Below are 25223 nucleotides of genomic sequence, written 5' to 3'. Positions count from 1 at the left end.
CTCAGGCTTCCCGCACGAGCCCGGCGGCGAGCGTGTTGCCCGTGGCCGGGTCGACGACCAGGAAGGCGCCGGTGCGCCGCAGACGGTCGTAGGGGTCGACGGGCAGCGGGGAGGCCAGCCGCAGCCGGACCCGCCCGATGTCGTTGAGCTCGAGGGTTCCGGCGTCCCGCAGCACCAGCTCCTCGAGGTCCAGCCGTCCCTCGAGCTCGACGACCATGGCCTGGACCGTGGCGGCGCCGTGCTTGACGAGCACGCGGGCGCGGGGCTGCAGGGGCCGCTCGCCGAGCCAGGCCACCGAGGCGACGAGGTCCCGGACTGGCTCCGGCAGCTCGTCGTCGGCGCTCGCGACGAGGTCGCCGCGGGCGATGTCGATGTCGTCGGCCAGCCGCAGCGTCACGGACAGCGGCGCCGCGGCCTCCGTGAGCTGCTCGCCGGGCAGGGGCGCTCCGGGGGCGGGCGCGGTGCCCGCCACGTCGATGCCGGTGACCGTGGTGCGCCGGCCCGCGGGCAGGACCACGACCTCGTCCCCGACCGCCACGGTGCCCGAGGCGATCTGGCCCGCGTAGCCGCGGTAGTCCCGCAGCCGCTCGGCGTCCGCGCCCGGCGCCGTGCCGCCCTGCGGGCGGATGACGTACTGGACGGGGAAGCGGAAGGGGCGGGCGGTGCCGCGGCCGGACTCGTCCACCGTGGGCAGCTCCTCGAGCACCCGCAGCAGCGGCCGCCCGGAGTACCAGGGGGTTCGCGCCGAGGGCTCCACCACGTTGTCGCCCTCGAGGGCGGAGACGGGCACCACGTGCACGTCCTCGACCCCCAGCCGGGCGGCGATGCCCGTGGCGTCCGCCGCGACCCGGTCGAAGACCTCCTGGTCGTAGTCGACGAGGTCGATCTTGTTCACGGCGACCACCACGTGCGGCACGCGCAGCAGGGACACGACGGCCAGGTGCCGCCGGGTCTGCTCGACCACGCCGTGCCGGGCGTCCACGAGGAGCACGACGGCGTCGGCCGTCGAGGCGCCCGTGACCGTGTTCTTCGTGTACTGCACGTGGCCGGGGCAGTCCGCGAGGATGAAGGAGCGGCGGTCCGTGGCGAAGTAGCGGTAGGCCACGTCGATCGTGATCCCCTGCTCCCGCTCGGCGCGCAGGCCGTCGGTGAGCAGGGCGAGGTCGAGCCGGCCCGTGCCGCCGCCGAAGCCGCGCTCGGCGGAGGTCCGACCCACGGCCTCGAGCTGGTCGGCGAGGATCGCCTTGGCGTCGTGCAGCAGCCGGCCCACCAGGGTGGACTTGCCGTCGTCGACGGAGCCGGCGGTCGCGAAGCGGAACAGCGAGCCGGGGTCGATCGTGGGGACGTGCTCGGCCGCTGGGGCGTGCCCGGTCACGGTGCTGGGGGAAGTCATGTCTAGAAGTACCCGTCCTTCTTGCGGTCCTCCATGGCGGCCTCGGAGATCCTGTCGTCCGCGCGGGTGGCCCCGCGCTCGGTGAGCGTGGACACGGCGACCTCGGCCACCACGTCGGCCACGGTGCGCGCCCCGGAGAGCACGGCGCCGGTGCAGGACATGTCCCCCACGGTGCGGTAGCGCACGGTCTGCCGCTCCACGGCCTCGGCCCCGGCCGGCGCCGAGAACTCGCCCACGGCCATCCACATCCCGTCCCGGCGGAAGACGTCCCGCTCGTGGGCGTAGTAGATGGGCGGCAGCTCGATGTTCTCGCGCTCGATGTAGCGCCAGATGTCCAGCTCGGTCCAGTTGCTGATGGGGAACGCCCGCACGTGCTGGCCGGGGGTGTGCCGGCCGTTGTAGAGGTTCCACAGCTCGGGGCGCTGGTTGCGCGGGTCCCACTGGCCGAACTCGTCGCGCAGGGACAGGATCCGCTCCTTCGCGCGGGCCTTGTCCTCGTCGCGGCGGCCGCCGCCGAACACGGCGTCGAACCGGTGCTCCGCGATGGCGTCCAGCAGCGGGAGGGTCTGCAGCGGGTTGCGGGTGCCGTCGGCGCGCTCGAGCAGCCGCCCGTCGTCGAGGTAGTCCTGCACGCTCGCCACGACCAACCGCAGGCCGAGCCGCTCCACGGTGCGGTCCCGGAACTCCAGCACCTCCGGGAAGTTGTGGCCCGTGTCCACGTGCAGCACAGGGAACGGGATCCGCCCGGGCCAGAAGGCCTTGGCGGCCAGGTGCAGCATGACCACCGAGTCCTTGCCGCCGGAGAACAGCATGGCCGGGCGGTCGAACTCCGCCACGACCTCGCGCAGGATGTGGATGGACTCGGCCTCGAGCGCGTCGAGGCTGCTGTGCACGCCGGCCTCCGCGGGGGCCGGGGCGGTGGTGGGGGTGGTCACGTTCGCCTCCGTCGTGGTGGGTGCGCTCACAGGTGGATACCGCACTCGATCTTGTCCTGGCCGGCCCAGCGGCCCGCGCGCGGGTCCTCGCCCGGGGCGGTGGGCCGCGTGCAGGGGGCGCAGCCGATGGAGAGGTAGCCCTCCGCCATCAGCGGGTTCGTCGGCACGCCGTGGTCCTGCGACCACTCGACGAGGTCGTCGAGGCTCCAGCGCACCATGGGGTTGACCTTGACGAGCTTGTGGGTCTCGTCGAAGGTCACCATCGGGGCGTTAGTGCGGGTCCAGGACTCGTCCCGGCGCACGCCGGTGAACCACACCTCGTAGCCCTCCAGGGACTTCTTGAGCGGGGCCACCTTGCGGATCGCGCAGCACAGGCCGGGGTCGCGGGCGAAGAGGTCCTTGCCGTGCTTCTCGTCCTGCTCGGCCACGGTCAGCTCCGGGAGAGCGTCGACCACGGTGATGTCGAGCATGTGCGCCACGGCGTCCCGGGTGCCGATGGTCTCCGGGAAGTGGTAGCCGGTCTCGAGGAACAGCACGTCCACGCCGGGCAGCTGCTCGGCGACCAGGGCCGGGAGCACGGCGTCGGCCATCGAGCAGGCCACGGTGACGCTGCGCAGGTCGAAGTTCTCCGCGACCCAGCGGATGGCCTCCTCCGTGGAGGCCTCCCCCTCGGCCGGGACCCGGCCCTCGGCGTCGAGCTCCGCATGCAGGGCCGCGGCGCCGGCCGCCGCGAGGTCGCGCAGCTGCTGCTCGTCGCGCAGCGCGGGGCGGGTGCCCGTTCCGGTGCCGGTCATGCCAGGTCACTCTCCTCGACCCGGTGGGTCCACTCGGCGAAGCTCTCGTCCTCGGTGCGCTGGGCCAGGAAGCGTCGGACCAGCCGCTCCACGTAGTCGGCCAGGTCGTCCTGGAACACCTTCAGCCCGCGCACGGTCCGGCCCAGGCCGGCCTCCGCGCGGTCGTCGGCGGCGAGCCCGCCGCCCAGGTGGACCTGGTAGCCGGGCTTCTGCCCGCCGTCCTCGGTGGGCAGCAGCTGGCCCTTGAGCCCGATGTCCGCGGTCTGGATGCGGGCGCACGAGTTGGGGCAGCCGTTGACGTGCATCGAGATGGGGTGGGGCAGCTCCACGCCGTCGAGCCGCCGCTCGAGCTCGTCGATGGTGTCCGAGGCGGTCTGCTTGGTCTCGACGATCGCGAGCTTGCAGTACTCGATGCCGGTGCACGCCACGGTCGAGCGGCGGAACGCGGAGGGCCTCGCCTGCAGGTCCAGGGCGTCGAGGTCGGCGACGGCGTTCTCGACGTCGGCCTCCTCGATGTCGAGCAGCACCAGCTTCTGGTGCGGGGTGGTGCGTAGCCGGTCGGATCCGTACTTCGCCATCACGTCGGCGAGGGCCAGCAGCTTCGCCCCGGAGACGCGGCCCACGCGCGGGGCCACACCGATGTAGAACCGGCCGTCCTTCTGCCGGTGCACGCCGATGTGGTCGCCGGGCCCGGCCGCCTTCTCCGGCGCGGGGCCGTCCGCGAGCGCGTAGCCGAGGTACTCGTCCTGGAGCACCTGCCGGAACTTCTCCGGGCCCCAGTCCTGGACCAGGAACTTCAGCCGGGCGCGGTTGCGCAGCCGCCGGTAGCCGTAGTCGCGGAAGATGCTCGTGACGCCCTTCCACACCTCGGGGGCCTGCTCCTCGGTCACGAACGCGCCGAGGCGCTTGCCGAGGAACGGCACCACGGACAGGGCGCCGCCGACCCACAGGTCGTAGCCGGGGCCGAGCTCGGGGTGGACCACGCCCACGAGGGCGCAGTCGTTGATCTCGTGCACCACGTCCAGGGACGGGTGGCCGGTGATCGCGGTCTTGTACTTGCGCGGCAGGTTGGAGAACTCCGGGGAGCCGATCCAGGTGGACTTGATCCGCTCGATCACCGGGGTGGGGTCGATGATCTCGTCCTCGGCGATCCCGGCGAGCGGGGAGCCCAGGATCACGCGCGGCACGTCCCCGCACGCCTCGACGGTGTCCAGGCCCGCGTCCTCGAGCCGGCGCCAGATCTCGGGGACGTCCTCCACCCGGATCCAGTGGTACTGGATGTTCTGCCGGTCCGTGATGTCGGCCGAGTCCCGCGCGAAGTCCGCGGAGATCTGCCCGAGCACCCGCAGCTGCTCGCGGGTCAGGGCCCCGCCGTCGAGCCGGACGCGCATCATGAAGTACTCGTCCTCGATCTCGGCGTCGGACAGCGAGCCCGTGCGCCCGCCGTCGATGCCCGGCCGGCGCTGGGTGTAGAGGCCCCACCAGCGGAAGCGCCCGTGCAGGTCCTGGGGGTCGATCGAGGCGAAGCCGTGCTTCGAGTAGACCTCCTCGATCCGGGTGCGCACGTTGAGCCCGTCGTCGGCCTGCTTGAAGACCTCGTTCGGGTTCAGAGGGTCCCGGCCGTCGACCTTCCACTGCCCCTCGGGCTTCGGCTTCCGGGCAGCGCGGGGCGCGCGCGTCGTCTGTGTCATGCGCTCGATTGTTCGCGCGTCCCGCTGGACAGTCACGCCGGTCGTCACAAACCGCCACGAACCGTCGTGACGGGACACAGGGGTGGACACGGGGCCCGGCGTGTGCAAGGACACCGGGTCCGCGGCCCGGCGTCGCCCCGGCGGCGTCCCGTTCCGGCGGGGACGGGCCCCGGCGCGCCCGGACGCGGGGAGGTAGTGTCGTCCCGGTGGCACGCCGGTGCCGCCGTCAGCCCGGGAGCGTCCCCTGTGGAGTCGTGCTCCCTCCCGTCGAGTGCCTGAAGGACCGCCATGGCATCCTCCGCTTCCGTCTCCACCGAGACTCCCTCCGGTCCGCCGCGCAACGGCCTGGACCGCTTCTTCAAGATCAGCGAGCGCGGCTCCTCGGTGGCGAGCGAGGTCCGCGGCGGCGTGGCGACGTTCATCGCGATGAGCTACATCGTGGTCCTCAACCCGCTGATCCTCGGCTACGGCCCGGACGGCGCCGGCAACGTCCTGGGCGGCGAGCGCGTCGCCGCCGTGACGGCGCTCGTCGCCGGGGTGCTGACGATCCTCATGGGCGTCGTGGCACGCGCCCCCTTCGCGATCGCCACGGGCCTGGGCGTCAACGCGTTCCTCGCCGTGACGATCGTGACCACCCCGGAGCTCACGTGGCCCCAGGTGATGGGGCTGGTCGTGTGGGCGGGCCTGATCATGTTCGTCCTGGTGCTCACCGGCTTCCGCACCGCCGTGTTCAACGCCGTGCCGGCGTCCCTGAAGACCGCCATCGTGGTGGGCATCGGCCTGTTCATCGCCCTGATCGGCTTCGTGAACGCCGGCTTCGTGCGCCGCATCCCGGACGCCGCCGGCACCACCGTGCCCGTGCAGCTCGGCGACGGCGGGACGCTGCTGGGCTGGCCCATGCTCACGTTCGTGGTCGGCCTGCTCCTGACCGTGGCCCTCATCGTCCGCAACGTCCGCGGCGCGATCCTGATCGCCGTGGTCGCCACCACGATCCTCGCCCACGTGCTCGAGGCGGTCGTCCCGTCCGGCTCCTCCGTGGACGCCCCCACCGGGTGGTCGCTCGTGGTGCCCGCGGCCCCCACCTCCTTCGTGGCGCTGCCGGACCTCTCCCTCGTGGGCTCGGCCGCCCCGCTCGAGGCGTTCCGGAGCCTCGGGGCGCTGGCCGCGGCGCTGCTGATCTTCACGATCCTGCTCTCCATCTTCTTCGACGCGATGGGCACGATGGTCGGGCTCTCCCAGCAGGCCGGGCTCGTGGGCCGCAACGGGCAGATCCAGAACGTGGACAAGATCCTGCTGGTGGACGCCGCCGGCGCGATCGCCGGCGGCGCGGGCTCCGTGTCCTCCAACCAGATCTTCGTGGAGTCCTCCACCGGCATCGCCGACGGCGCCCGCACCGGCCTGGCCAACGTGGTCACCGGCGTGCTGTTCCTGCTCGCCATGTTCATCACCCCGCTGGTCAACGTGGTGCCGTTCGAGGCCGTGGCCCCGGCCATGGTCGTGGTGGGCTTCCTCATGGCCAAGCAGGTCGTGCGCATCGAGTGGGACGACTGGGGCCTGTCCGTGCCGTCCTTCCTGACGTTCGCCGTCATGCCGTTCACCTACTCGATCGCGGACGGCATCGGCGCGGGCTTCGTCTCCTACGTCTTCATCCGCCTCGTGCAGGGCCGCGGCAAGGAGGTCCACCCGCTCATGTACGTGGTGGCGGCGGCCTTCGTGGTGTTCTTCGGCAAGGGCGTGGTCGAGGGCTGGATGGCGTGATCGACGACGACGCCCGCTGCCCCTGCGGCACCGGCGAGACCTACGGCGCGTGCTGCGGGCGCTTCCACGGCGGCCGCCCGGCGCCCACGGCCGAGCTGCTGATGCGCTCGCGGTTCAGCGCCTTCGCCGCCGGGGACGAGGCCTATCTGCTGGCCACGTGGCACCCGGGCACCCGCCCGGGGTCCGTGGACCTGGACCCCGGGCTGCGCTGGACCCGGCTCGACGTCCACGGGGTGACGGGCGGCGGCCCCTTCGACGACGAGGGGTGGGTGGACTTCACCGCGCACCGGCGCGGCCCGGACGGGGCCCGGGGTGCCCAGCGGGAGAACTCCCGGTTCCGGCGCGAGGACGGCCGGTGGTACTACGTGGACGGCGTGCTCGCCTGAGCCCGCCGGCTCAGTCCTCCTCGAGGCCGGAGAGCACGCAGAACTCGTTGCCCTCCGGGTCGGCCAGCACCACCCAGGTCACCTCGGACCCCTGCCCCACGTCCACGCGGCGGGCGCCGAGGAACTCCAGGCGGGCGACCTCGGAGTCCCGGTCGGTGTCCACGGCCCGCAGGTCGAGGTGCAGCCGGTTCTTGACGGTCCGGGGCTCGGGGACGACCACGAAGTCGAGGTGCGGGCCGCCGCCCTCCGCGGGCACGATGCCCACGAACCCCTCGGCCTCCGCGTGGACGACGTAGCCCAGGGCGGCGCACCAGAAGCGGGCGAGGATCTCGGGGTCGCGGCAGTCGACGACGACGGCGGACAGCGTGCTGGTCATGCGCTCAGCCTAGGCCCGGCGCCACCGCCCGGGAAGACGCCGCAGGACCCGGGGCGCGTGCCGCAGGACCGGCCAGTAGGAGCCCGGGAGGACTCGCGCCACGAGGTCCGGCAGCACGGCGCTGGGCGCCACGAGCAGCCGGTTCCGGCGCCGCTCCACCGCCCCCAGGATGTCGGTGGCCGCCCGCTCCGCCGGATAGCTCAGCAGCGCCGCGAAGTCCTCCCGGTCCTTCCGCGCCCGCTCCGCGGACACCCCGGCCGGGGTGCGGGCGGTCTCGGCGATCCTGGTCCGGACCCCGCCCGGGTGCACCACGGTGACCCCCACCCGGCCCGCCAGCTCGTGGCGCAGGCCCTCGGAGAACCCGCGCAGGGCGTACTTGCTCGCGGAGTACGCCACCTGCCCGGGCGGGGCGATGAGGCCGAACAGGCTGGAGAGGTTGACCAGGTGGCTGCCGGGGGCGGCGAGCAGGGCGGGCAGCAGCTCGCGGGTGAGCACCACCGGCGCCCGGAAGTTGATGTCCATGAGCCAGTCGAACTCCTCGGCGGAGACCTGCTCGAAGGTCCCGCCCAGGCCCACCCCCGCGTTGTTGACCAGCAGGTCGATCCGCGGGTGCTCGGCCCGGATCCGCTCGGCCACGCCCGGCAGCGCGGACAGCTCGGCGAGGTCGGCCACGACCGTGCGCACCGGCAGGTCCGGGTGCCCCGCGCGGATCGCCCCGGCGACGGTCTCGAGTCCCGCGGCGTCCCGGTCGAGGAGCACCAGGTGGGTGCCGCGGGCGGCGAGGCCGTGGGCCAGCTGCTCGCCGATGCCGGAGGCGGCGCCGGTGAGCACCGCGGTGGCGCCGGCGAAGCGGAAGGGTGCGGACGGGGACACGGGCTGCTCCTGGGGTCGGGGTCGTGGATCGGGGCCTGCTGTCCAGTGTGCGGGCGGGCACCGGTCACCGCTTGACCCTCCGCGACAGGAAGTTGACGCGCGGCGACAGCCTCAGCCGGCCGGGACGCCCCGGCGGCGGACGTCCCGCGGCGGGGCGCCCCACCAGCGGCGGGCGCACCGGGTGAGCGCCGAGGACTCCGAGAGCCCCACGAGCCCGGCGATCTGGCCGAGGGGGACGTCGGTGGTGGTGAGCCAGCGCAGGGCCGCGCTGCGCCGGGCCTCGTCCAGGACGGCGCCGAAGGTGGTGCCCTCCTCGGCGAGCCGGCGCTGCAGGGTGCGGGGGTGCAGGTCCAGCACCCGGGCCACGGCCTCGATCTCCGGGGCCGCGGTGCCGAGCAGCTGCACCAGCACGCCCCGGACCCGGGGCGCCCACGCGGAGCCGGGCCCGGGGAGCTGGGTGTCCAGGAAGGCGAGCGCCACCTGCCGGACCCCGGCGTCCCCGTGCAGCGGGCGGGCGAGCGTGCTGGTGGGGATCCGCAGGAGGACGTCGGGGCGGCCGGTGCGCACGGGTGCCCCGAAGAACTCCTCGTAGACCCGCAGCGGCGCCGCCGGCCGGTGGGCCAGCTCGACCGTGCGCAGCCCGTAGCGGCCGCCCACCAGGGAGCTCAGGGCCCGGTGCAGCAGGCCCAGGCCCAGGTCGGTGCCCTGCGGGCTGCCGCGCCCGGGGTCCCGGGCGGCCGCGGAGGAGCCGCCGTAGCGCACCGCCGTCACCCCGCGGGCCCCGTAGGGGTCCGGCACCAGCGCCAGCTCGAGGGACGGGGCGTGGACGAAGAGGTAGCGGGAGGTGCACTCGAGGGCGTCGCGCACCGTCTCCGAGTGGCGGGCGGCGAGCGCGAGCGGGCCGAGCACGCCCGGGTCCTGCCGGGCGGCGACCCGCAGCCCCAGGTCGGGGCAGGCCAGCTCCCGTGCGGCGGTCTCGAGCACCCGCGCGACGGCCCGCTCGGGGACCAGGAGGTCGTCGGTGTCCAGGGCCGACCGGGGCAGGCCGGCGGCGTCGGCCAGGGCCTCGGCGTTCCCGCCGAGCTCCGCGACCGCGGCGCGGAAGCCGCGCAGACCCGCGGACCGGATGACCGTCATGTCGCCCAGGGTCAAGCAATCGTCGCGCAGCGTCAAGTCTTGGCGGGCGCGCCGGGCGATCCTGGAAGCATGCCAGCACCTTCCACCGCCAGCGAGCCGCTCCGCGAGATCCCCGGCGGGACCGACCACCGGGACGTCGTCGTCGTCGGAGCCGGCCTGTCCGGCATCGGCGCGGCCTACCGCCTGCAGACCGAGCGCCCCGAGCTGTCCTACGCCGTGCTGGAGGCCCGGGACGACCTCGGCGGGACCTGGGACCTGTTCCGCTACCCGGGCGTGCGCTCCGACTCGGACATGTTCACGCTCGGCTACTCCTTCAAGCCGTGGCGGGACCCGCAGGCGCTCGCGGACGGCCCGTCGATCCTCGCGTACATCCACGAGACGGCGGAGGAGTTCGGCATCGACCGGCACCTCCGGCTCCGCACCCGGGTGGTCTCGGCCGACTGGTCCGGCGCCGAGCAGCGCTGGAGCCTGGGCCTCGAGGTGCGGGACGAGGACGGTGCCGTCCACCGGCGCAGCATGACGTGCTCGTTCCTGTACTCGTGCGCCGGCTACTACGACTACGACCGCGGCCACGACGCCGCGCTGCCCGGCCTGGAGGACTTCGGCGGCCGGGTGGTGCACCCGCAGTTCTGGCCCGAGGACCTGGACTGGACGGGCCGGCGCGTGCTGGTGGTCGGCAGCGGCGCCACCGCCGTGACCCTCGTGCCGGCCATGGCGCGGACCGCCGCGGGCGTGACCATGCTGCAGCGCTCCCCCACGTGGATCAGCGCCGTGCCCGGCCGGGACAGGCGGGCCGACGCGCTGCGCCGACTCCTGCCCGCGGGGCTCGCCCACCGGGTCATCCGCGCCAAGAACATCCTGTTCAGCACGGCCGTGTACCAGTTCTGCCGCCGCCGCCCGGCCGCGGCCCGGGCGTTCTTCACGTCCCGGGCCGCGCGCATCCTCGGCTCCGAGGAGCTCGTGGCCGAGCACTTCACCCCGTCCTACGACCCCTGGGACCAGCGGTTGTGCGCCGTTCCGGACGCGGACCTGTTCAAGGCGCTGAAGCGGGGGCGGGCCGAGGTTGTCACCGGCACGATCGACACGTTCGTGCCCGAGGGGGTCCGGCTGAGCGGGGGCCGGGTCCTCGAGGCCGACCTCGTGGTCACCGCCACGGGTCTGCGGCTGCTCCCCTTCGGCGGGATCGTCCTGACCGTGGACGGGACGCCGGTGGAGCTCTCCGAGCAGTTCGTGTGGAACGGGGCGATGCTGACCGGCGTGCCGAACTTCGCGCTGTGCATCGGCTACACCAACGCGTCCTGGACCCTGCGCGCTGACCTCACCCACCGGCTGGTGTGCAGGGTGCTGCGGCACCTGGAGCGCCACGACGCCGGAGCCGTGGTGCCGCGCGCCCCCCGGGGCATGGCCGAGCAGCCGCTGCTGGACCTCAGCTCCGGCTACGTCCGGCGCGCCATCGGCGCCTTCCCGCGCCAGGGCGACCGGCACCCGTGGCGGGTGCGGCAGAACTACCTGCTGGACTCCGCGACCACCCTGCGCACCCCGCTCTCCCGCACCCTCGACCTGATCCCCCGCACCGCGGCCCGCCGCGGCGCCCGCCCGCAGGAGGCCCACGCATGACCGACCAGCACACCCCCGTCCCCGCCGCGGACTCCCCCGCCCACACCCCGGGGGCCACGACGACGACGGTGGAGGTCGCCGGCCGGCCCGTGCGCATCCGCCGCTCCGGGCCCGCGCAGGCGCCGCCGGTCGTGCTGCTGCACGGCATCGGCCGGAGCCTCGAGGACTGGTCGGCCGCCCACGACCTGCTGGCGCGGGACCACTGCGTGCTGAGCATGGACCTCCCCGGCTTCGGGCTCACCCCCGCCGGCGCGGACCGGCCGGGGCTCGGGACGTTCGCCCGCGCCGTGGTCGGCGTGCTCGACGCGCTCGGCGAGCAGCGGCCGGTGCACCTCATGGGCAACTCCCTGGGCGGCGCCGTGGCCATGACCGTGGCCGCCGAGCACCCCGGGCGGGTCGCGGGGCTGCTGCTCGCCGACAGCGCCGGGTTCGGCCGGGAAGCCAACGTCTCCCCCCTGCCCATGGTGTGGGCGGGGCTCTCCCGGCTGCCCGTGGTGGGCCGCCGGTTCCGGCCGCTGGCGCGGGCCGCCGCGGTGCGGTCGAACCAGAACTGCTTCTTCGACCCGGCCCTGGCCACCCCGGAGCTGCTGCGGCACGCGGCGCGGGTGGGCGCCCAGCCGGACTTCCGGGCCACGTTCCTGGGCACCTACCGGAGCATCGGGCTGCCGGTGATCGGCGTCCTGCCCGGCTGGCGGAGGGCCCTGCTGGAGAAGGTGCGGGCCTCGGGCCTGCCCGTGCTCGTGGTGTGGGGCGAGGCCGACGCCGTGCTGCCGGCCCACCACGCCGAGGCCGCGGCCGCCGCCCTGCCCGGCGCCCGGCTGCACGTCTTCCCGGACACCGGGCACATGCCGCAGATCGAGCGCACCCAGGAGCTGGTGGAGCTGGCCCGGGAGTTCGTGGCGTCGGTCGAGGCCTCGCGCGCCTCCCGCTGATCCCCGAGCTCACCGGAACGCCGCCGCGGGGTCGCCTCCGCGCCCAGCACACGCAGCGGGTCGCGTTCCGGTGCTCAGCACACGCGGCGGGTCGCGTACCGGTGCTCAGCACACGCAGCGGGTCGCGTACCGGTGCTCAGCACACGCAGCGGGTCGCGTTCTGGTGCTCAGCGCGGCTCGTTCTCGCCGATGGCGACCCCTCGGCCACAGGGGGGGCGACGACGGGTGGGCGCCGCAGCTGGCGGGCACGGCGGCCGACAGCACGGCGCTGCTCGCACTGCAGGACTGACCCAGGACGCGCGCGGCACCGGTGCGAGCGGCTCGCACCGGTGCCGCGCCGTGCGCGTGCCGCAGCCGCGGATCAGCGCTCGGGGACGGCGGCGTGCCGGTCGGCCGCCCAGGATCCGAGCAGCCGGAGCCGCTCGGCCGAGGGCGAGCCCGGTTCGGCGGTGTAGATCATCAGCACCTGCCCGGGGTCGGCGGTGACGGCCAGCTCCTCGTAGGCCAGCGTCAGCTCCCCCACCACCGGGTGGCGGAATCGCTTGGTGCCGGTGCCGTGGGTGCGCACGTCGTGGGCGGCCCACAGGGTGCGGAAGGTCTCGCTGCGGGTGGACAGCTCCCCGACCAGGTCCTGCATCGCCCGGTCGTGCGGGTCGCGGCCGGCCTCGGCGCGCATGATCGCCACGCACATGCCCGCGAACACCTCCCAGTCCGGGTAGAACTCCCGGGAGGCCGGATCCAGGAACTGGAACCGGGCCAGGTTGGGGGTGCGTCCGCCGTCGCCGAGCAGCGGGGCGTAGAAGGCGCGCCCCAGGGCGTTGGTGGCCAGCAGGTCCTGGTGCTGGTTCCGCACGAACGCCACCCCGCCGGTGATCGCCTCCAGCGCCCACTGCAGCCCCGGCCGGGAGCTCGCCTGCCGCGACGCCCGGCGGCGCGGGCGCCGTGCGGCGGACACGCCGTCGGCCGCCCGCGCCAGGTCGAGCAGGTGCGCCCGCTCGGTCTCGTCCAGGCGCAGGGCGGCGGCGACCGACTCCAGGACCGAGGCCGAGGCCCCGGCGACCGCCCCGCGCTCGAGCTTGGCGTAGTACTCCACGCTCACCCCGGCCAGGGCCGCCACCTCGGAGCGGCGCAGCCCCGGCACCCGGCGGTTGCCCCCGGCCGGCAGACCGGCCTGGGCCGGGGTGAGCTTGGCCCGGCGCGAGACGAGGAAGTCCCGGACCTCGGTGCGGTTGTCCATCCCGCCAGGATAGGGCGCGGCCGGAGCCGGAGGGGTGCCCTGCCGGTACACCCCCCGGCAGGGCCTTCCCCGCGGCGGGAGCCGGGGGTTGACTGGGCATCATGCCCCGTTCTGCGCAACGGCCCTCCGGCCGGCGCAGCTCTTGCCCGACCGTCCGCACGACGCACCACCGCACCAGAAGGAGGACACCACCATGCGTGGAGTCATCATGCACGCCCCCGGCGACGTCCGGGTCGAGGACCGCCCGGACCCGGAGATCGTCGAGCCCACGGACGCGATCGTCCGGCTGAGCGCGACCTGCATCTGCGGCTCCGACCTGTGGCCCTACCGCGGCGTCGAGGACGTCGACCACACCCTGATGGGCCACGAGTACGTCGGGGTGGTCGAGGAGATCGGCGCCGAGGTCAAGACCCTGAAGGTCGGCGACTTCGTCGTCGGGTCCTTCGTCATCTCCGACAACACCTGCGAGATCTGCCGGGCCGGGTTCCAGTCCAAGTGCGTCCACGCCGAGTTCGTCGCCGGCACCATCGGCACCCAGGCGCAGAAGGCCCGCATCCCGCACGCCGACGGCACCCTCGTGGCCACCCCGGGACAGCCGGACCCCGAGCTGATCCCCTCGCTGCTGGCCGCCTCCGACGTGCTGGGCACCGGCTGGTTCGCCGCCGTGGCCGCCGAGGCCGGACCCGGCAAGACCGTCGCGGTCGTCGGCGACGGCGCCGTCGGGCTCATGGCGGTCCTCGCCGCCAGGGAGCTCGGGGCGGAGCGCATCATCGCGATGTCCCGGCACCCGCAGCGCCAGGAGCTCGCCCGCTTCTACGGCGCCACCGACATCGTCGAGGAGCGCGGCGAGGAGGGCATGGCAAGGATCAAGGAGCTCACCAATGGGCTCGGCGCGCACTCGGTGATCGAGGCCGTGGGCACCCAGGAGTCCTTCATGCAGGCCGTGGGCGCCACCCGCGGCGGCGGCCACCTGGGCTACGTGGGCGTCAACCACGACGTGCAGATCCCCGGCATAGAGCTGTTCTTCGCCGGCATCCACACCCTCGGCGGGCCCGCCCCGGTGCGCCGGTTCCTGCCCGAGCTGATCCAGCTCATCTGGGACCGGAAGATCGACCCCGGCAAGGTCTTCGACCTCACCCTGCCCCTGGAGCAGGCCGCCGAGGGCTACCGGGCCATGGACGAACGCCGCGCCACCAAGGTCCTGCTCACCCTCTGAGCCCCGGGGCGTCGGCGCTCCGCGCCGGCGGGCCGCGCGCGGAGCGCCGACGGCGCCGTCAGCCCACCGACCTCCGGACCAGCTCGCCGATCGCCGCCTCCCCGGCCTCGCTCAGCTCGGTCAGGGCGTAGGACGTCGGCCACAGGCCCCCGGCGTCGTCGAGGTGCGCCTCCGTGCTGAAGCCGAACGTGGAGTAGCGCTCCTTGTCCTGGTGGCCGCTGCGGAAGAAGCACACCACCTTCCCGGACCGCGCCCAGGCGGGCTGGCCGTACCAGAGCTTCGGCGCCAGCTCGGGGGCGGCCGCGGTGACGACGGCGTGCACGCGCTCGGCCAGCTCCCGGTCCGGCGGCGCCATCCCGGCGATCGCCGCGAGCACCGCCGCCTCGTCGGCGGCCGCCTTCTTCGCGCCACGGCCCCCGCGCGACCCGGCCCGCACCTCCGCGGCGCGCGCCCTCATGGCGGCACGCTCCTCCGCGGAGAACCCCTCCGCCGAGGACGTCGTCCGGTCCTGCTGCTCGTCGTTGCGCGCGGTGCCGCTCATGGTGCTCCGTTCGTGATCGATCGCGGGGACAGGTGTGCTTCCACGCTAGCCGCCACGACGGCCCGGAGTCCGTCCGGCAGGGCCCGGCCGGATGGACGTGCCGCAGACAGGGCCTGCGGACGTGCCGGCGGTGGAGCGTGGCGGTCTCAGGGACGCAGCTGCGCGGCGGCGGCCTCCCGGTGCCCCGGTTCCCCGGACGCCAGGGCGAAGAGGGCGTAGTTGAGGGGTCCTGCGGCCACGAGGGCCTGGCAGCGGTCGGCGAGGCGGGGTTCGTGGCGGCCGGTGAGCTCCTCGTAGCCGCGGACGGTCGCCGCGAAGGACTCGGGCGGGGCGATCAGGTGCTGGTACATGAGGTCCAGGGCCGGGTCGCCGACGCCGGCCGTCGTCCAGTCCAGGACGGACAGGATGCGGCTGCTGTCGTCGAGCAGCAGGTGGGCGGGATAGAGCTCGCCGTGCGTGAGGACGGTGCGGCGCGGCCACAGCCCGTCGTCGTCGAGCCAGGCCCGCCACCGGGCCGCGAGCTCAGCGGCGACGTCGAACTCCCCGAGCACCCGCTCGAGGTCGGCCGCCCACCGCCGGCGCACCTGCTCGGGGGTCTCGGCGGGGATCCCCGCCGCGGCGGCGGGGTCGAGGCGGTGGAGGGACGCGACGACCTCCGCCAGGGACCGGGCGTACTCCGGGGAGGCGGTGTCGTAGTGCCAGACCGGCTGCCCCGCGGCGTCGAGGGTGAGGCCGGGCCGGCCGGGCAGCAGCGGATAGGCGACGAGCTCCGGCCCCGCGATCCGCCAGTCCGGCACGGCGACCGGGAGCCGCGGGCGCACGAAGTCCAGGATCCGCCGCTCGTCGGCCACCTTCGCCGCGACGTCGGGGCGGCGCGGGATCCGCAGCACCCACTGCTCGCCGGTCCCGGAGGCGGCGGCGAACGCCACCCGGTAGTCCAGCCCCGCCTCCTCGAACCGGACGGTGCCCGGTTCCAGGTCCAGGCCGTGCCGCCGGGCGAGGGCGCGCACGTCCTGCTCGGTCGCGGGCTCAGGCGCCATCGCGCTCCCCCTCGGCGACCGGGTCGTGGCGCGGCGGGGTGCCGCCCACGAAGGAGCGCACCCACGCCTCGTCCTTGTACTGGGCGGGCACCGCGCCGCCGAGCAGCTCCCGGCCGAGCGCGGCCGCCCCGGGCGAGCCCTCCAGCGGCAGCGGCGCGGAGGAGGCGGCCAGCACGATGTTGCCGTAGCGCCGGCCCTTGAGCATCGCCGGGTCCGCCACGGCGGCGACGTGCTCGAACACCTCGGACAGCGCGGCGAGCTCGGCGCGCGCCCCGGCGAGGTCCCGGGTGTCGCCGCAGTTGAGCACGTACAGCCCGCCGGGGGCCAGGACGCGCTGCACGTGCCGGGCGAACTCCACCGTGGTGAGCGGCTCGGGGGTCACGGCGCCGGCGAAGACGTCGCGGACCACGACGTCCCGGGTGTCCGGGCTCAGCGACTCCGTGACGGCGCGGGCCTCCCCCACCCGGATCCGCAGCAGGGGGGCGCGCGGGAGGTCGAACCACTCCCGGACCAGCTCGGCGAGCCGCCCGTCGAGCTCGACGACGACCTGCCGCGCCGCCGGGTGCGCGTGGGCGAGGTAGCGGGCGAGCGAGCAGGCGCCGCCGCCGAGGTGCAGCACCCGCAGCCGCTCCGGGTCCGGGCGGGCGGCGAGGTGGGCGTCCACGACCGCGGCGATCCAGCGCATGTACTCGAAGTCCAGCCGCTCGGGGTGCTCCGGGTCCACGTGGGAGGAGGGGACGCCGTTGACGTGCAGCACCCAGGAGCCGGGGGCGTAGGCGTCCGGGACGAGCTCGGCGGTGCCGGTCGAGATCTCGTAGCTCCCGGCCGCGGGGCCGGCGGACCCGGCGGGCGCCGGCGCCGTGCGCGAGCGGCGGGACGCCCGGCTCACGCGGTCCCCGTCCGCAGCATGCGGTGCATGCGCTGCCCGGTCCAGGGCCCGCCGGCGGGGAAGGACTCCGCCAGGGCCCGGAAGCCGTGCCTGGCGTAGAAGCGCTCCGCGCGGGCGTTGCCGTCCATGATCCACAGGTACGCGTCCGCGGAGCCGATCGCGGCCTCCTGCAGGGCGGCGCCGAGGCCCGTGCCGTGGGCGGCCCGCAGCACGTAGAGCTGGAACAGCTGCAGCGGGACGAGCGGGGCGGGCACCCCGGCCCGCCCCTCCCACGCGGCGGGGGCCGGACCGGCGGAGACCAGCCCGAGGGCGGCCCCGTCGTCGTCGACCGCGAGGAGGGTGCGCACGTGCGGGTCCGCGAGGAGGGCGAGGTCGTAGCCGGCGGTGCGCTCGGCCGCGGCCTGCTGCCGGTCGGCGAAGGCGTCCCCGAAGAGCGGACGGTAGGTCTCGTCGAGGCAGCGCAGGTGCAGGGCAGACCAGGCCCCGGCGTCGGACGGTCCTGCGGTCCGCAGGCGGACCGCCACGGGGGCAGCGCTCAGGACTCGATCGCCTGCCGCTGGATCGCGGCCTCGAGGCGCTCGACCTTGCCCTGCAGCTCGCCGGTGTGGCCGGGGCGGATGTCGGCCTTGAGCACGAGCGAGACCCGGGGCCCGTAGCGGCCCACGGCCTCGGTGGCGCGCTTGACGACGTCCATGACCTCGTCCCACTCGCCCTCGATCGTGGTGAACATGGCGTCGGTCTCGTGTGGCAGTCCGGACTCGCGGACCACGCGGACGGCGGCGGCGACGGCGTCGTGGACGGAACCGCTCGGGTTCTCGCCGCCGGACGGGGAGACGGAGAAGGCAACCAGCATGCCCCCATCCTCCCACCCGGCGGCGTCCGGGTGAACCCCGGGAACGACGACGGCCCCGCCGCCACGCGAACGGCGTGGCGGCGGGGCCGTCGGATCAGTCCGCAGGGTCGGCCCGGCGGATCACTGGGCGGCGAGCTGCTCCAGCACGGCGTCCTTGGAGGGATCCTTGGCGCCCTGGTTCCAGGGCATCTTCGAGAGCACGTTGGCCATGGCGCAGGTGTTGGACAGCGCGGAGTACGCGAGCCCGCCACCGACGCCCGCGGCGACGGCGCGCAGCTTCGGGGAGACCAGCTGCCCGCCCACCACGCTCGCCAGCACGAGCGAGCCGGCGACCATGCGGACCTGGCGGTCCATGGCCCAGGTCGAGGCGCCGCGGACGACCGCGCCGCCGGCCTTCTCGAAGTCGTCGACGGTGCCGTCGACGACGTAGGCGTTCTCGGTGCCGGCCGAGGAGAGGATGTCCTGGGCGCGGGTGGCCCGGGCGCCGGAGCGGCAGATCAGGGCGACCTTGCCGCCGAGGGCCGCGGCGATGTCCTGCGCGTGGTCGGCCACGAGGTCGACGGGGACGTTGTAGGCGCCGTCGATGTGCTCGGCGGCGAACTCGGCGGCGGAGCGCACGTCGAGGACGGCGACCTCCTCTCCGGACTCGATCCAGGACTTCAGCTCGGCGGGGGCGACTTTCGAGGTCATGCGGCAGTTCCTTCCGGGGTGGCGGTGGGTGTGACTCCATGATGCATCATACCCCCCTGGGTATGCAAGATCCCCCTGGGGGTATAGAATCGACGGAGCAACCACCACACCCAGGAGCGCCCCGTGCAACTCGACCCCCAGGACCTCACCCCCACCATCAACCGGCTCAAGCGGGCCCAGGGCCAGCTCGGCGCCGTCATCCGCATGCTCGAGGAGAGCCGCGAGTGCAAGGACGTGGTGACGCAGCTCTCCGCGGTCTCCCGCGCCCTCGACAAGGCCGGCTTCTCCATCATCGCCACGGGCCTGGACCAGTGCCTGCGCTCGGAGGACCCGAGCCTCGACAAGGCCGAGCTGGAGAAGATGTTCCTCTCCCTGGCCTGAGCGGCCCCGCACCCGGTCCTCCGGCGGGCGGGCCCTAGACTGGGCACGGACCCAGCCCGACCGTCGGAGGACCCCGCCACCATGACCCAAGGCATCTACGTCAGCGCCATGACGCCGCAGTCCGGCAAGTCGCTCGTGGCCCTCGGCCTGGCCGACTCGCTGTTCCGCAAGACGGACCGCCTGGGCTACTTCCGGCCCGTCCACCTCGGGGAGACCCCGGCGGAGGACCCGATGGTGCAGCTGATGAAGCGCAACTTCGACCTCCCGGACGAGCGCTGCCGCGGCGGCATCTCCCTGGCGCGCACCCGGGAGCTGCTCGCCGCGGGGGACCACGACGAGCTCGACGCGATGGCCGTGACCGTCTACGGCGAGATGGCCCGGCACTGCGACGTGATCGTGGTGGACGGCACCGACCTCCTGGCGCACAACGCGGCCACCGCCGAGTTCGACATGAACGCCCGGATGGCCAACAACCTGGGCGCCTCCGTGCTGGCCGTGATCGGCGCCGACGAGTCCGAGAGCCCCGAGGACGTGCTCAACGCGGTCGAGGTCACCCGGGCCGAGCTGAACCAGGTGCGGTGCGACATCTTCGCGGTCATCGTCAACCGCGCCCGCCCCGACTGGGTGGAGCAGATCGAGCACAACGCCGCCCGCGGCGTGCGGGGCCTGCCCGTGTACGTCATCGCCGAGAACGAGGCGGTGGCCGCGCCGACCGTCGCCGAGCTGCGGGACCGGCACGGGTTCGGGGACGGCCCGTCCGCGGTCTCCCTGGACCGGGACGTCAAGGGCGTGAAGATCGCCGCGATGACCGTGGGCCACTACCTCGAGCAGCTCGCCGACGGCGACTTCGTCATCACGCCGGGGGACCGCTCCGACATCGTCGTCGCCTCCCTGGCCTCCGCCCTCTCCCCCGCCCTGCCCGTCCCCTCCGGGATGCTGCTGACGGGCGGCTTCGAGACCGAGGGGCGGATCCGGGAGCTCACCGCCGCGGCGCCGTTCCCCGTGCTGACCACCGGACTGGACACCTACCGGGCCGCCCGGGAGGTGTCCCGGACCCGGGGCACCCTCTCCGGGGCGCACCCGCGCAAGGTCGCGGCCGCGCTCGGCGAGTGGGCCCGGCGGGTGGACGGCGAGGAGCTCGTGAGCCGGCTCGACCTGCCGCGCCCGGCCAAGCGCACGCCCCTGCGCTTCCTGCACGAGCTCGTCGAGACGGCCCGGGCGGACCGGAAGAACATCGTGCTGCCCGAGGGGGAGGATCCCCGCATCCTGCGGGCCGCCGAGATGATCCACCGCCGCAACTTCTGCGACCTCACGGTCCTGGGCGACCCCGGGCGGATCGCGCAGCTGTGCCAGACGGAGGGCATCAACCTCGACTTCGCCGAGGACGGGCTGACCCTCGTGGACTTCGAGCACGACGACGCGCTGCGCGAGAAGTACGCCGGGGAGTACGTGCGGCTGCGCGCCCACAAGGGCGTGCAGCCGGAGACGGCACTGGAGCGGATGCTCGACGGCTCCTACTTCGGCACCATGATGGTGCAGATGGGGGACGTGGACGGCATGGTCTCCGGCGCCGCGCACACCACCGCCAACACGATCCGCCCCGCCCTGGAGTTCGTGAAGACCTCCGAGGGCGTGAAGATCGTCTCCTCCGTGTTCTTCATGCTCCTCGAGGACCGCGTCCTGGTCTACGGCGACTGCGCCGTGAACCCCAACCCGGACGCGCAGCAGCTCGCGGACATCGCGCTCGCCTCCGCCCGCACCGCCCGCCAGTTCGGGGTGGAGCCCAGGGTGGCGATGCTGTCCTACTCGACCGGCGGGTCCGGCTCCGGCGAGGACGTGGACAAGGTCCGGGCGGCCACCGAGATCGTGCGCGGCGCGGACCCGGGGCTCGAGGTGGAGGGCCCCATCCAGTACGACGCCGCGGTGGACGCCTCGATCGCGGCCTCCAAGCTGCCGGGCTCCGCCGTGGCCGGCCGGGCGACCGTGTTCGTCTTCCCGGACCTCAACACCGGCAACAACACCTACAAGGCCGTCCAGCAGTCGGCCGGCGCCGTGGCCGTGGGCCCGGTGCTGCAGGGGCTGCGCAAGCCCGTCAACGACCTCTCGCGCGGGTGCACCGTGGACGACATCGTCAACACGGTCGCGATCACCGCGATCCAGGCGCAGGGCATGTGACCCATCGGCCCACCGCTCGCACCGTCCCCGTCCCCGTCCCCACGCCCGTCGCCACAGCCCCAGGGAGTCCTCCATGCTCGTGCTCGTCGTCAACTGCGGCTCGTCCTCGCTCAAGTACCAGGTCCGGGAGCTCGAGGCCGGTGCGGACGGCGGGACGGTGCTGGCCTCCGGGCTGATCGAGAACATCGGCAGCTCGCGGATCGCGGACCACACGCAGGCGCTCGAGCTGCTCGCGGAGCGCCTCGAGACCGAGCTGGAGGGGCGCACGATCGACGCCGCGGGTCACCGCGTGGTCCACGGCGGCGAGCGCTTCTCCGCGCCGGTGCTCGCGACCAACGAGATCATCCGCGACATCGAGCGGCTGGTCCCGCTGGCTCCCCTGCACAACCCCGCCGCCGTCCTGGGCCTGCGGGCCGTGCAGAAGACGTGGCCGCACCTGCCGCAGATCTGCGTGTTCGACACCGCGTTCCACCGCACCATGCCCGAGCACGTGTGGCGCTACGCCGTGCCGGAGGAGTTCTACGAGCGATGGGGGATCCGCCGCTACGGGTTCCACGGCACGTCCCACGACTGGGTGACGGGTCAGGCGGCGCAGTTCCTGGACGTCCCGCGCGAACGGTTCAGCTGCGTGGTGGCGCACCTGGGCAACGGCGCGTCGGTGACGGCGGTCAAGGACGGCGCCTCCTACGACACGTCGATGGGCTACACCCCCCTGGCGGGCCTGGTGATGGGCACCCGCACCGGGGACCTGGACCCGTCCGTGGTCACGGCCGTCCTGCGCCGTGACCCGGGGATGACCCCCGAGCGGCTCGACGCCGTGCTCAACAAGGAGTCCGGTCTGCGGGCGATCGCCGGCGACCACGACATGCGCGCTGTCCAGGAGGCCGCCGACCGCGGCGACCAGCGCGCCGAGCTGGCCCTGGAGATGGCCGCCCACCGCCTGGCGAAGTACGTGGGCGGCTACCACGTGGCCGTGGACGGCGCGCAGGCGCTGGTCTTCACAGCCGGGATCGGGGAGAACGCCTCGGCCTTCCGCGCCCGCGTCTGCGGGCGGCTGGGCGCCCTCGGGGTCGTGCTCGACGACGACGCCAACGCCGCCCGCTCGCGGGAGGTCCGCCGGATCTCCGCGCCGGGATCGGCGCTGGAGGTGCTCGTGGTGCCCACCGACGAGGAGCAGGCGATCGCGGCGGCGACCGCGGCGCTCGTCGCGGCCGGGACCTCCCCCGTCTGAGCGGGTCCGGGCGTCATGCGCCGCCGCACGGGGGCCGCGGGGCCGCCGAGTGTTCGCGAATGCGATTCCGGCGGATAGGTTCGGTGCTGGGCCCTGCGCAGGGCCCTCCCCGTGTCAGGCCCGTGCGTCAGGAGGCACCGCCGATGTCCCAGCAGCCCTACCAGCCCCGGGGCCACGGCGGCCCGCCGCCGCCCGGCGCTCCTCCCTATGCGAAGGCCCGCCCGCCCCGGCCGCCGGTGACGGCCGACCTGCGGCTGCTGCTCCGGCTCACCGTGGCGTCCTTCGTGGTCGCGGTCCTCGGCAGCGCGGTGGGGTACCTGGCGGCGCCCGAGCAGTACACCGGCCTGTCCGCAGGGACGTTCGGGACGGTCGTCCTCGCCATCTCGCTCCTGTTCGGCCTCGGGTTCACCGCCGGGCTCTACGCCCTGGTGTACTTCCCGCTGCGCGAGCAGCGGCAGTGGGCGTGGATCCTCGGCATCGTCTTCGCGTCCATGGCGCTCCTGACCACCGTGGCCAACGCCGTGCTGCTGCTCGTGGTCCCGGCGGGCACGTCGATCGGGCTCGTGACGGGCGCGCTCAAGGCCGTCGTGGACGTGGCCTGGCTCGTGGTGGCCGCCCGGCCGGGCGTGCGGGCCGCGCTGCGCTGAGCCCGCGGACCGGGACGCCGCAGCCCCGCCCTCAGGCCAGCCGGCGGGCCAGCCGGTCCATGACGGCGGCCAGCCGGTCGGCGTCGTCGCCCTCGAGCGCACGGAGGAACAGCTCCTCGACGTCGCGGGCGTGGGCGGGCCGCAGGCGCCGGAAGGCGCGCAGCCCCTCCTCCGTGAGCTCGGCCTCGAGGCCGCGCGCGTCCTCGGCGCAGCGACGGCGCCGCACCCAGCCGCGCTTCTCGAGCACGCCGATCTGGTAGCTGAGCCGGCTCGGGGAGAAGACCAGCCGCTGGGCCAGCTCCCCCATCCGCAGCCGGTGGTCCTCGGCGTTGCGCAGCAGCAGGAGCACCTGGTAGTCCATGAGCGAGCAGCCGTGCTCCTTGAGCCGCGCCTCGATCTCCGTGGTCAGCCGGGCGGTGGTCTCGAAGAACAGCTGCCACACGTCCCACGGGCGGGCGGTGGGCTCCGGCGCGGCCGCCGGCCGGTCGGTCACCGGCCGGCCCGGGCGAGCAGGTCCGCGAAGTCGGGGACCCCTTCGAACCCGCCGTCCCGCTCGGGCCCGGCCGCACCGGCCGGGACCTCGCCGGCCGCCCGTCCCGCCGGCTGCGCTCCCGGCTCGATCGAGCGCGCCAGCTGCGCGCCGGCCCGCCGGATGCGCGAGTCGAGCGATCCGCCGGCCCAGTCCTCGGTGGCGGCGTAGACCCCCAGGGGCAGCACCAGCGCCTTGAGGTGGGTGAACAGGGGGCGCATGGCGGTGTCGAGCATCAGGGAGTGGCGTGCCGTGCCCCCGGTCGCGGCCACCAGCACGGGCACGTCCTCCAGCGCGGCGTCGTCGACGAGGTCGAAGAAGGACTTGAACAGCCCCGAGTAGGAGGCCTTGTACGTCGGGGTGGCCGCGATCAGGGCGTCCGCCCCGGTGACCGTGTCCAGGGCGGTCCGCAGCTCCGGACCGGGGAACCCGGTGAGCAGGTGGTCGGCGATGGCGTGGGCCAGCGGGCGCAGGTCCACGCGCTCGATCCGCACCGGCGTCCCGTCCAGTCCGTCCCGGGCGGCCTCGGCGAGCCGGTCGGCCAGCAGCGAGGTGGAGGAGCCGTCGGACATCCCCGCCGACACCACGGCCACAGTGAGCGGGCGCGCCGCGGCGGGGTCCGGCGTCGTCGTCCCGGTGGGGTTCCGGACGCTCATCGCCGGGCCCTCTCCGTGGTCCGCCCCGTGGTCGGCTCCGCGGCCTGGGCGGCGCGGGCCCGCCCGGCGGGCGAGTCCTCGGTGCCGCCGGGGACCGGGTCCTGGCCGGCGCGGTGGCGTTCCAGCAGCGAGGCGTGGGTCGGGGCCTCCGGCACGTGGGCGGGCTTGAGCGCGGCGAACTCCTTGCGCAGCACCGGCACGACCTCCTCGCCCAGCAGGTCGAGCTGCTCCAGGACGGTCTTGAGCGGCAGGCCGGCGTGGTCCATCAGGAACAGCTGGCGCTGGTAGTCGCCCGCGTAGTCGCGGAACCCGAGGGTCTTCTCGATGACCTGCTGCGGGGAGCCCACGGTCAGCGGCGTCTGCGTGGTGAAGTCCTCCAGGGACGGCCCGTGCCCGTAGACGGGGGCGTTGTCGAAGTAGGGGCGGAACTCCCGCACGGCGTCCTGGGAGTTCCGGCGCATGAACACCTGGCCGCCGAGGCCCACGATCGCCTGGTCGGCCGAGCCGTGGCCGTAGTGCTCGAAGCGGGTCCGGTAGAACTCCACCATCCGCCGGGTGTGCTCGGCGGGCCAGAAGATGTTGTTGTGGAAGAACCCGTCGCCGTAGTAGGCGGCCTGCTCCGGGATCTCGGGGGAGCGGATCGAGCCGTGCCACACGAAGGGGGCCACGCCGTCGAGCGGGCGCGGGGTCGAGGTGAAGCCCTGCAGGGCGCCGCGGAACCGGCCCTGCCAGTTGACCACGTCCTCCCGCCACAGCCGGTGGAGCAGGCTGTAGTGCTCGATCGCCAGCGGGATGCCCTGGCGGATGTCCTGGCCGAACCACGGATAGACCGGGCCGGTGTTGCCCCGCCCCATGGTGAGGTCCACGCGGCCGTCGGTCAGGTGCTGCAGGTAGGCGTAGTCCTCCGCGATGCGCACCGGGTCGGTGGTGGTGATCAGGGTGGTGGCCGTGGACAGCTGCAGCCGCTCGGTCTGCGCCGCGATGCTCGCCAGCAGGACGGGCGGGTTCCCCGGCGCCACGAACGGCGGGTTGTGGTGCTGGCCCGTGGCGAAGACGTCCAGGCCCACCTCCTCCGCCTTCTTCGCGATCTCGACGGTGGCCCTGATCCGCTCGTGCTCGGTGGGGGTGCGTCCCGTGACGGGGTCCTCGGTGACGTCCCCGATGGTGAAGATGCCGAACTGCATGTGGTCCTCCTGCTCCGCGGCGGCGTCCGGCCGGACGAGCCGCCCTGTTCTTTCAAATTTGA

26 protein-coding genes are annotated in these 25223 nt (G+C 74.4%); 9 read left to right on the top strand and 17 right to left on the bottom strand.

Annotated elements, in window-relative coordinates; genetic code table 11:
• Nucleotide 1: 1 nt before the first annotated feature.
• From AC6CH6_RS13660 to AC6CH6_RS13645, 4 genes are read right to left on the bottom strand one after another with little or no spacing between them, the layout of a single operon-like run.
• Nucleotides 2–1393 (bottom strand): sulfate adenylyltransferase subunit 1, encoded by a 1392-nt coding sequence (locus AC6CH6_RS13660; protein WP_498255541.1) that lies wholly within the window; start codon nucleotides 1391–1393, stop codon nucleotides 2–4.
• Between the two features lie 2 nt (nucleotides 1394–1395).
• Nucleotides 1396–2328 (bottom strand): sulfate adenylyltransferase subunit CysD, encoded by a 933-nt coding sequence (cysD, locus tag AC6CH6_RS13655; RefSeq protein ID WP_031282790.1) that lies wholly within the window; start codon nucleotides 2326–2328, stop codon nucleotides 1396–1398.
• Nucleotides 2329–2354: 26 nt separating this feature from the next.
• Nucleotides 2355–3122 carry a phosphoadenylyl-sulfate reductase gene (locus AC6CH6_RS13650; protein WP_133408925.1) on the bottom strand — a complete coding sequence of 256 codons (768 nt, stop codon included), beginning with the start codon at nucleotides 3120–3122 and terminating at the stop codon, nucleotides 2355–2357.
• The gene (locus AC6CH6_RS13645; RefSeq protein ID WP_498255540.1) at nucleotides 3119–4813 is read right to left on the bottom strand and encodes a nitrite/sulfite reductase; all 1695 of its coding nucleotides are present in this window, start codon (nucleotides 4811–4813) and stop codon (nucleotides 3119–3121) included. Before AC6CH6_RS13645 ends, AC6CH6_RS13650 begins: the two co-directional genes overlap by 4 nt.
• Before the next feature lie 288 nt (nucleotides 4814–5101).
• Here AC6CH6_RS13645 and AC6CH6_RS13640 point away from each other — a divergent pair, with 288 nt between their 5' ends.
• Nucleotides 5102–6571 carry an NCS2 family permease gene (locus tag AC6CH6_RS13640; protein WP_133408924.1) on the top strand — a complete coding sequence of 490 codons (1470 nt, stop codon included), beginning with the start codon at nucleotides 5102–5104 and terminating at the stop codon, nucleotides 6569–6571.
• A complete protein-coding gene (locus AC6CH6_RS13635; protein WP_498255539.1) occupies nucleotides 6568–6957 on the top strand; it encodes a YchJ family protein in 390 nt (129 codons plus the stop codon). Before AC6CH6_RS13640 ends, AC6CH6_RS13635 begins: the two co-directional genes overlap by 4 nt.
• Before the next feature lie 10 nt (nucleotides 6958–6967).
• Here AC6CH6_RS13635 and AC6CH6_RS13630 read toward each other — a convergent pair whose 3' ends face one another.
• From AC6CH6_RS13630 to AC6CH6_RS13620, 3 genes are all read right to left on the bottom strand, one after another.
• Entirely contained in the window at nucleotides 6968–7333 is a 366-nt protein-coding gene (locus AC6CH6_RS13630; RefSeq protein WP_498255538.1) for a VOC family protein, read from the bottom strand.
• A 9-nt stretch (nucleotides 7334–7342) separates the two neighbouring features.
• Nucleotides 7343–8206 carry an SDR family NAD(P)-dependent oxidoreductase gene (locus AC6CH6_RS13625; protein ID WP_498255537.1) on the bottom strand — a complete coding sequence of 288 codons (864 nt, stop codon included), beginning with the start codon at nucleotides 8204–8206 and terminating at the stop codon, nucleotides 7343–7345.
• 111 nt (nucleotides 8207–8317) lie between these two features.
• Nucleotides 8318–9358, bottom strand: a complete 1041-nt coding sequence (locus AC6CH6_RS13620; protein WP_498255536.1) for an AraC family transcriptional regulator — start codon at nucleotides 9356–9358, stop codon at nucleotides 8318–8320.
• 54 nt (nucleotides 9359–9412) lie between these two features.
• Here AC6CH6_RS13620 and AC6CH6_RS13615 point away from each other — a divergent pair, with 54 nt between their 5' ends.
• A complete protein-coding gene (locus AC6CH6_RS13615) occupies nucleotides 9413–10960 on the top strand; it encodes a flavin-containing monooxygenase (RefSeq protein ID WP_498255535.1) in 1548 nt (515 codons plus the stop codon).
• Nucleotides 10957–11892 (top strand): alpha/beta fold hydrolase, encoded by a 936-nt coding sequence (locus AC6CH6_RS13610; RefSeq protein ID WP_498255534.1) that lies wholly within the window; start codon nucleotides 10957–10959, stop codon nucleotides 11890–11892. The genes AC6CH6_RS13615 and AC6CH6_RS13610 overlap by 4 nt, the downstream gene beginning before the upstream one ends.
• Nucleotides 11893–12253: 361 nt before the next feature.
• Here AC6CH6_RS13610 and AC6CH6_RS13605 read toward each other — a convergent pair whose 3' ends face one another.
• Nucleotides 12254–13129 (bottom strand): helix-turn-helix domain-containing protein, encoded by an 876-nt coding sequence (locus AC6CH6_RS13605; RefSeq protein WP_498255533.1) that lies wholly within the window; start codon nucleotides 13127–13129, stop codon nucleotides 12254–12256.
• A gap of 193 nt (nucleotides 13130–13322) precedes the next feature.
• Here AC6CH6_RS13605 and AC6CH6_RS13600 point away from each other — a divergent pair, with 193 nt between their 5' ends.
• Nucleotides 13323–14345: a zinc-dependent alcohol dehydrogenase family protein gene (locus AC6CH6_RS13600; RefSeq protein WP_498255532.1), complete on the top strand. Its 1023-nt coding sequence runs from the start codon at nucleotides 13323–13325 to the stop codon at nucleotides 14343–14345.
• A gap of 58 nt (nucleotides 14346–14403) precedes the next feature.
• Here AC6CH6_RS13600 and AC6CH6_RS13595 read toward each other — a convergent pair whose 3' ends face one another.
• From AC6CH6_RS13595 to AC6CH6_RS13570, 6 genes are all read right to left on the bottom strand, one after another.
• The gene (locus AC6CH6_RS13595) at nucleotides 14404–14886 is read right to left on the bottom strand and encodes a DUF1801 domain-containing protein (RefSeq protein ID WP_368812019.1); all 483 of its coding nucleotides are present in this window, start codon (nucleotides 14884–14886) and stop codon (nucleotides 14404–14406) included.
• A gap of 146 nt (nucleotides 14887–15032) precedes the next feature.
• Nucleotides 15033–15926 (bottom strand): macrolide 2'-phosphotransferase, encoded by an 894-nt coding sequence (locus tag AC6CH6_RS13590; protein ID WP_498255531.1) that lies wholly within the window; start codon nucleotides 15924–15926, stop codon nucleotides 15033–15035.
• The gene (locus tag AC6CH6_RS13585; protein WP_498255530.1) at nucleotides 15916–16815 is read right to left on the bottom strand and encodes a spermidine synthase; all 900 of its coding nucleotides are present in this window, start codon (nucleotides 16813–16815) and stop codon (nucleotides 15916–15918) included. Before AC6CH6_RS13585 ends, AC6CH6_RS13590 begins: the two co-directional genes overlap by 11 nt.
• Entirely contained in the window at nucleotides 16812–17339 is a 528-nt protein-coding gene (locus AC6CH6_RS13580) for a GNAT family N-acetyltransferase (RefSeq protein ID WP_498255529.1), read from the bottom strand. Before AC6CH6_RS13580 ends, AC6CH6_RS13585 begins: the two co-directional genes overlap by 4 nt.
• Before the next feature lie 11 nt (nucleotides 17340–17350).
• On the bottom strand, nucleotides 17351–17668 hold the full coding sequence (locus tag AC6CH6_RS13575; protein WP_017833001.1) for a thiamine-binding protein: 318 nt from the start codon (nucleotides 17666–17668) through the stop codon (nucleotides 17351–17353).
• Between the two features lie 120 nt (nucleotides 17669–17788).
• Entirely contained in the window at nucleotides 17789–18358 is a 570-nt protein-coding gene (locus AC6CH6_RS13570; RefSeq protein WP_498255528.1) for a rhodanese-like domain-containing protein, read from the bottom strand.
• 123 nt (nucleotides 18359–18481) lie between these two features.
• On the opposite strand from AC6CH6_RS13570, the gene AC6CH6_RS13565 reads away from it, so the two are divergent.
• The 4 genes from AC6CH6_RS13565 to AC6CH6_RS13550 all read left to right on the top strand — a co-directional run bounded on the left by AC6CH6_RS13565 (nucleotide 18482) and on the right by AC6CH6_RS13550 (nucleotide 22792).
• On the top strand, nucleotides 18482–18739 hold the full coding sequence (locus AC6CH6_RS13565) for a metal-sensitive transcriptional regulator (protein ID WP_017832999.1): 258 nt from the start codon (nucleotides 18482–18484) through the stop codon (nucleotides 18737–18739).
• Nucleotides 18740–18820: 81 nt separating this feature from the next.
• A complete protein-coding gene (gene pta, locus AC6CH6_RS13560; RefSeq protein ID WP_133408911.1) occupies nucleotides 18821–20914 on the top strand; it encodes a phosphate acetyltransferase in 2094 nt (697 codons plus the stop codon).
• A gap of 73 nt (nucleotides 20915–20987) precedes the next feature.
• Nucleotides 20988–22145 (top strand): acetate/propionate family kinase, encoded by a 1158-nt coding sequence (locus AC6CH6_RS13555; protein ID WP_498255527.1) that lies wholly within the window; start codon nucleotides 20988–20990, stop codon nucleotides 22143–22145.
• A gap of 143 nt (nucleotides 22146–22288) precedes the next feature.
• Nucleotides 22289–22792 carry a hypothetical protein gene (locus AC6CH6_RS13550; RefSeq protein WP_498255526.1) on the top strand — a complete coding sequence of 168 codons (504 nt, stop codon included), beginning with the start codon at nucleotides 22289–22291 and terminating at the stop codon, nucleotides 22790–22792.
• A 31-nt stretch (nucleotides 22793–22823) separates the two neighbouring features.
• On the opposite strand, the gene AC6CH6_RS13545 is transcribed toward AC6CH6_RS13550, so the two are convergent.
• From AC6CH6_RS13545 to AC6CH6_RS13535, 3 genes are read right to left on the bottom strand one after another with little or no spacing between them, the layout of a single operon-like run.
• Nucleotides 22824–23285 carry a MarR family transcriptional regulator gene (locus AC6CH6_RS13545; protein WP_419966585.1) on the bottom strand — a complete coding sequence of 154 codons (462 nt, stop codon included), beginning with the start codon at nucleotides 23283–23285 and terminating at the stop codon, nucleotides 22824–22826.
• On the bottom strand, nucleotides 23282–23977 hold the full coding sequence (locus AC6CH6_RS13540) for a CE1759 family FMN reductase (RefSeq protein WP_498255525.1): 696 nt from the start codon (nucleotides 23975–23977) through the stop codon (nucleotides 23282–23284). The genes AC6CH6_RS13545 and AC6CH6_RS13540 overlap by 4 nt, the downstream gene beginning before the upstream one ends.
• Entirely contained in the window at nucleotides 23974–25161 is a 1188-nt protein-coding gene (locus AC6CH6_RS13535) for an LLM class flavin-dependent oxidoreductase (protein WP_498255524.1), read from the bottom strand. Before AC6CH6_RS13535 ends, AC6CH6_RS13540 begins: the two co-directional genes overlap by 4 nt.
• Between the last annotated feature and the right edge of the window lie 62 nt (nucleotides 25162–25223).

This window comes from Kocuria sp. GQ42, from assembly GCF_059758435.1.
The sequence above is the reverse complement of the archived record's forward strand: the minus strand, read 5'-3'. Positions and strand labels throughout refer to the sequence as shown.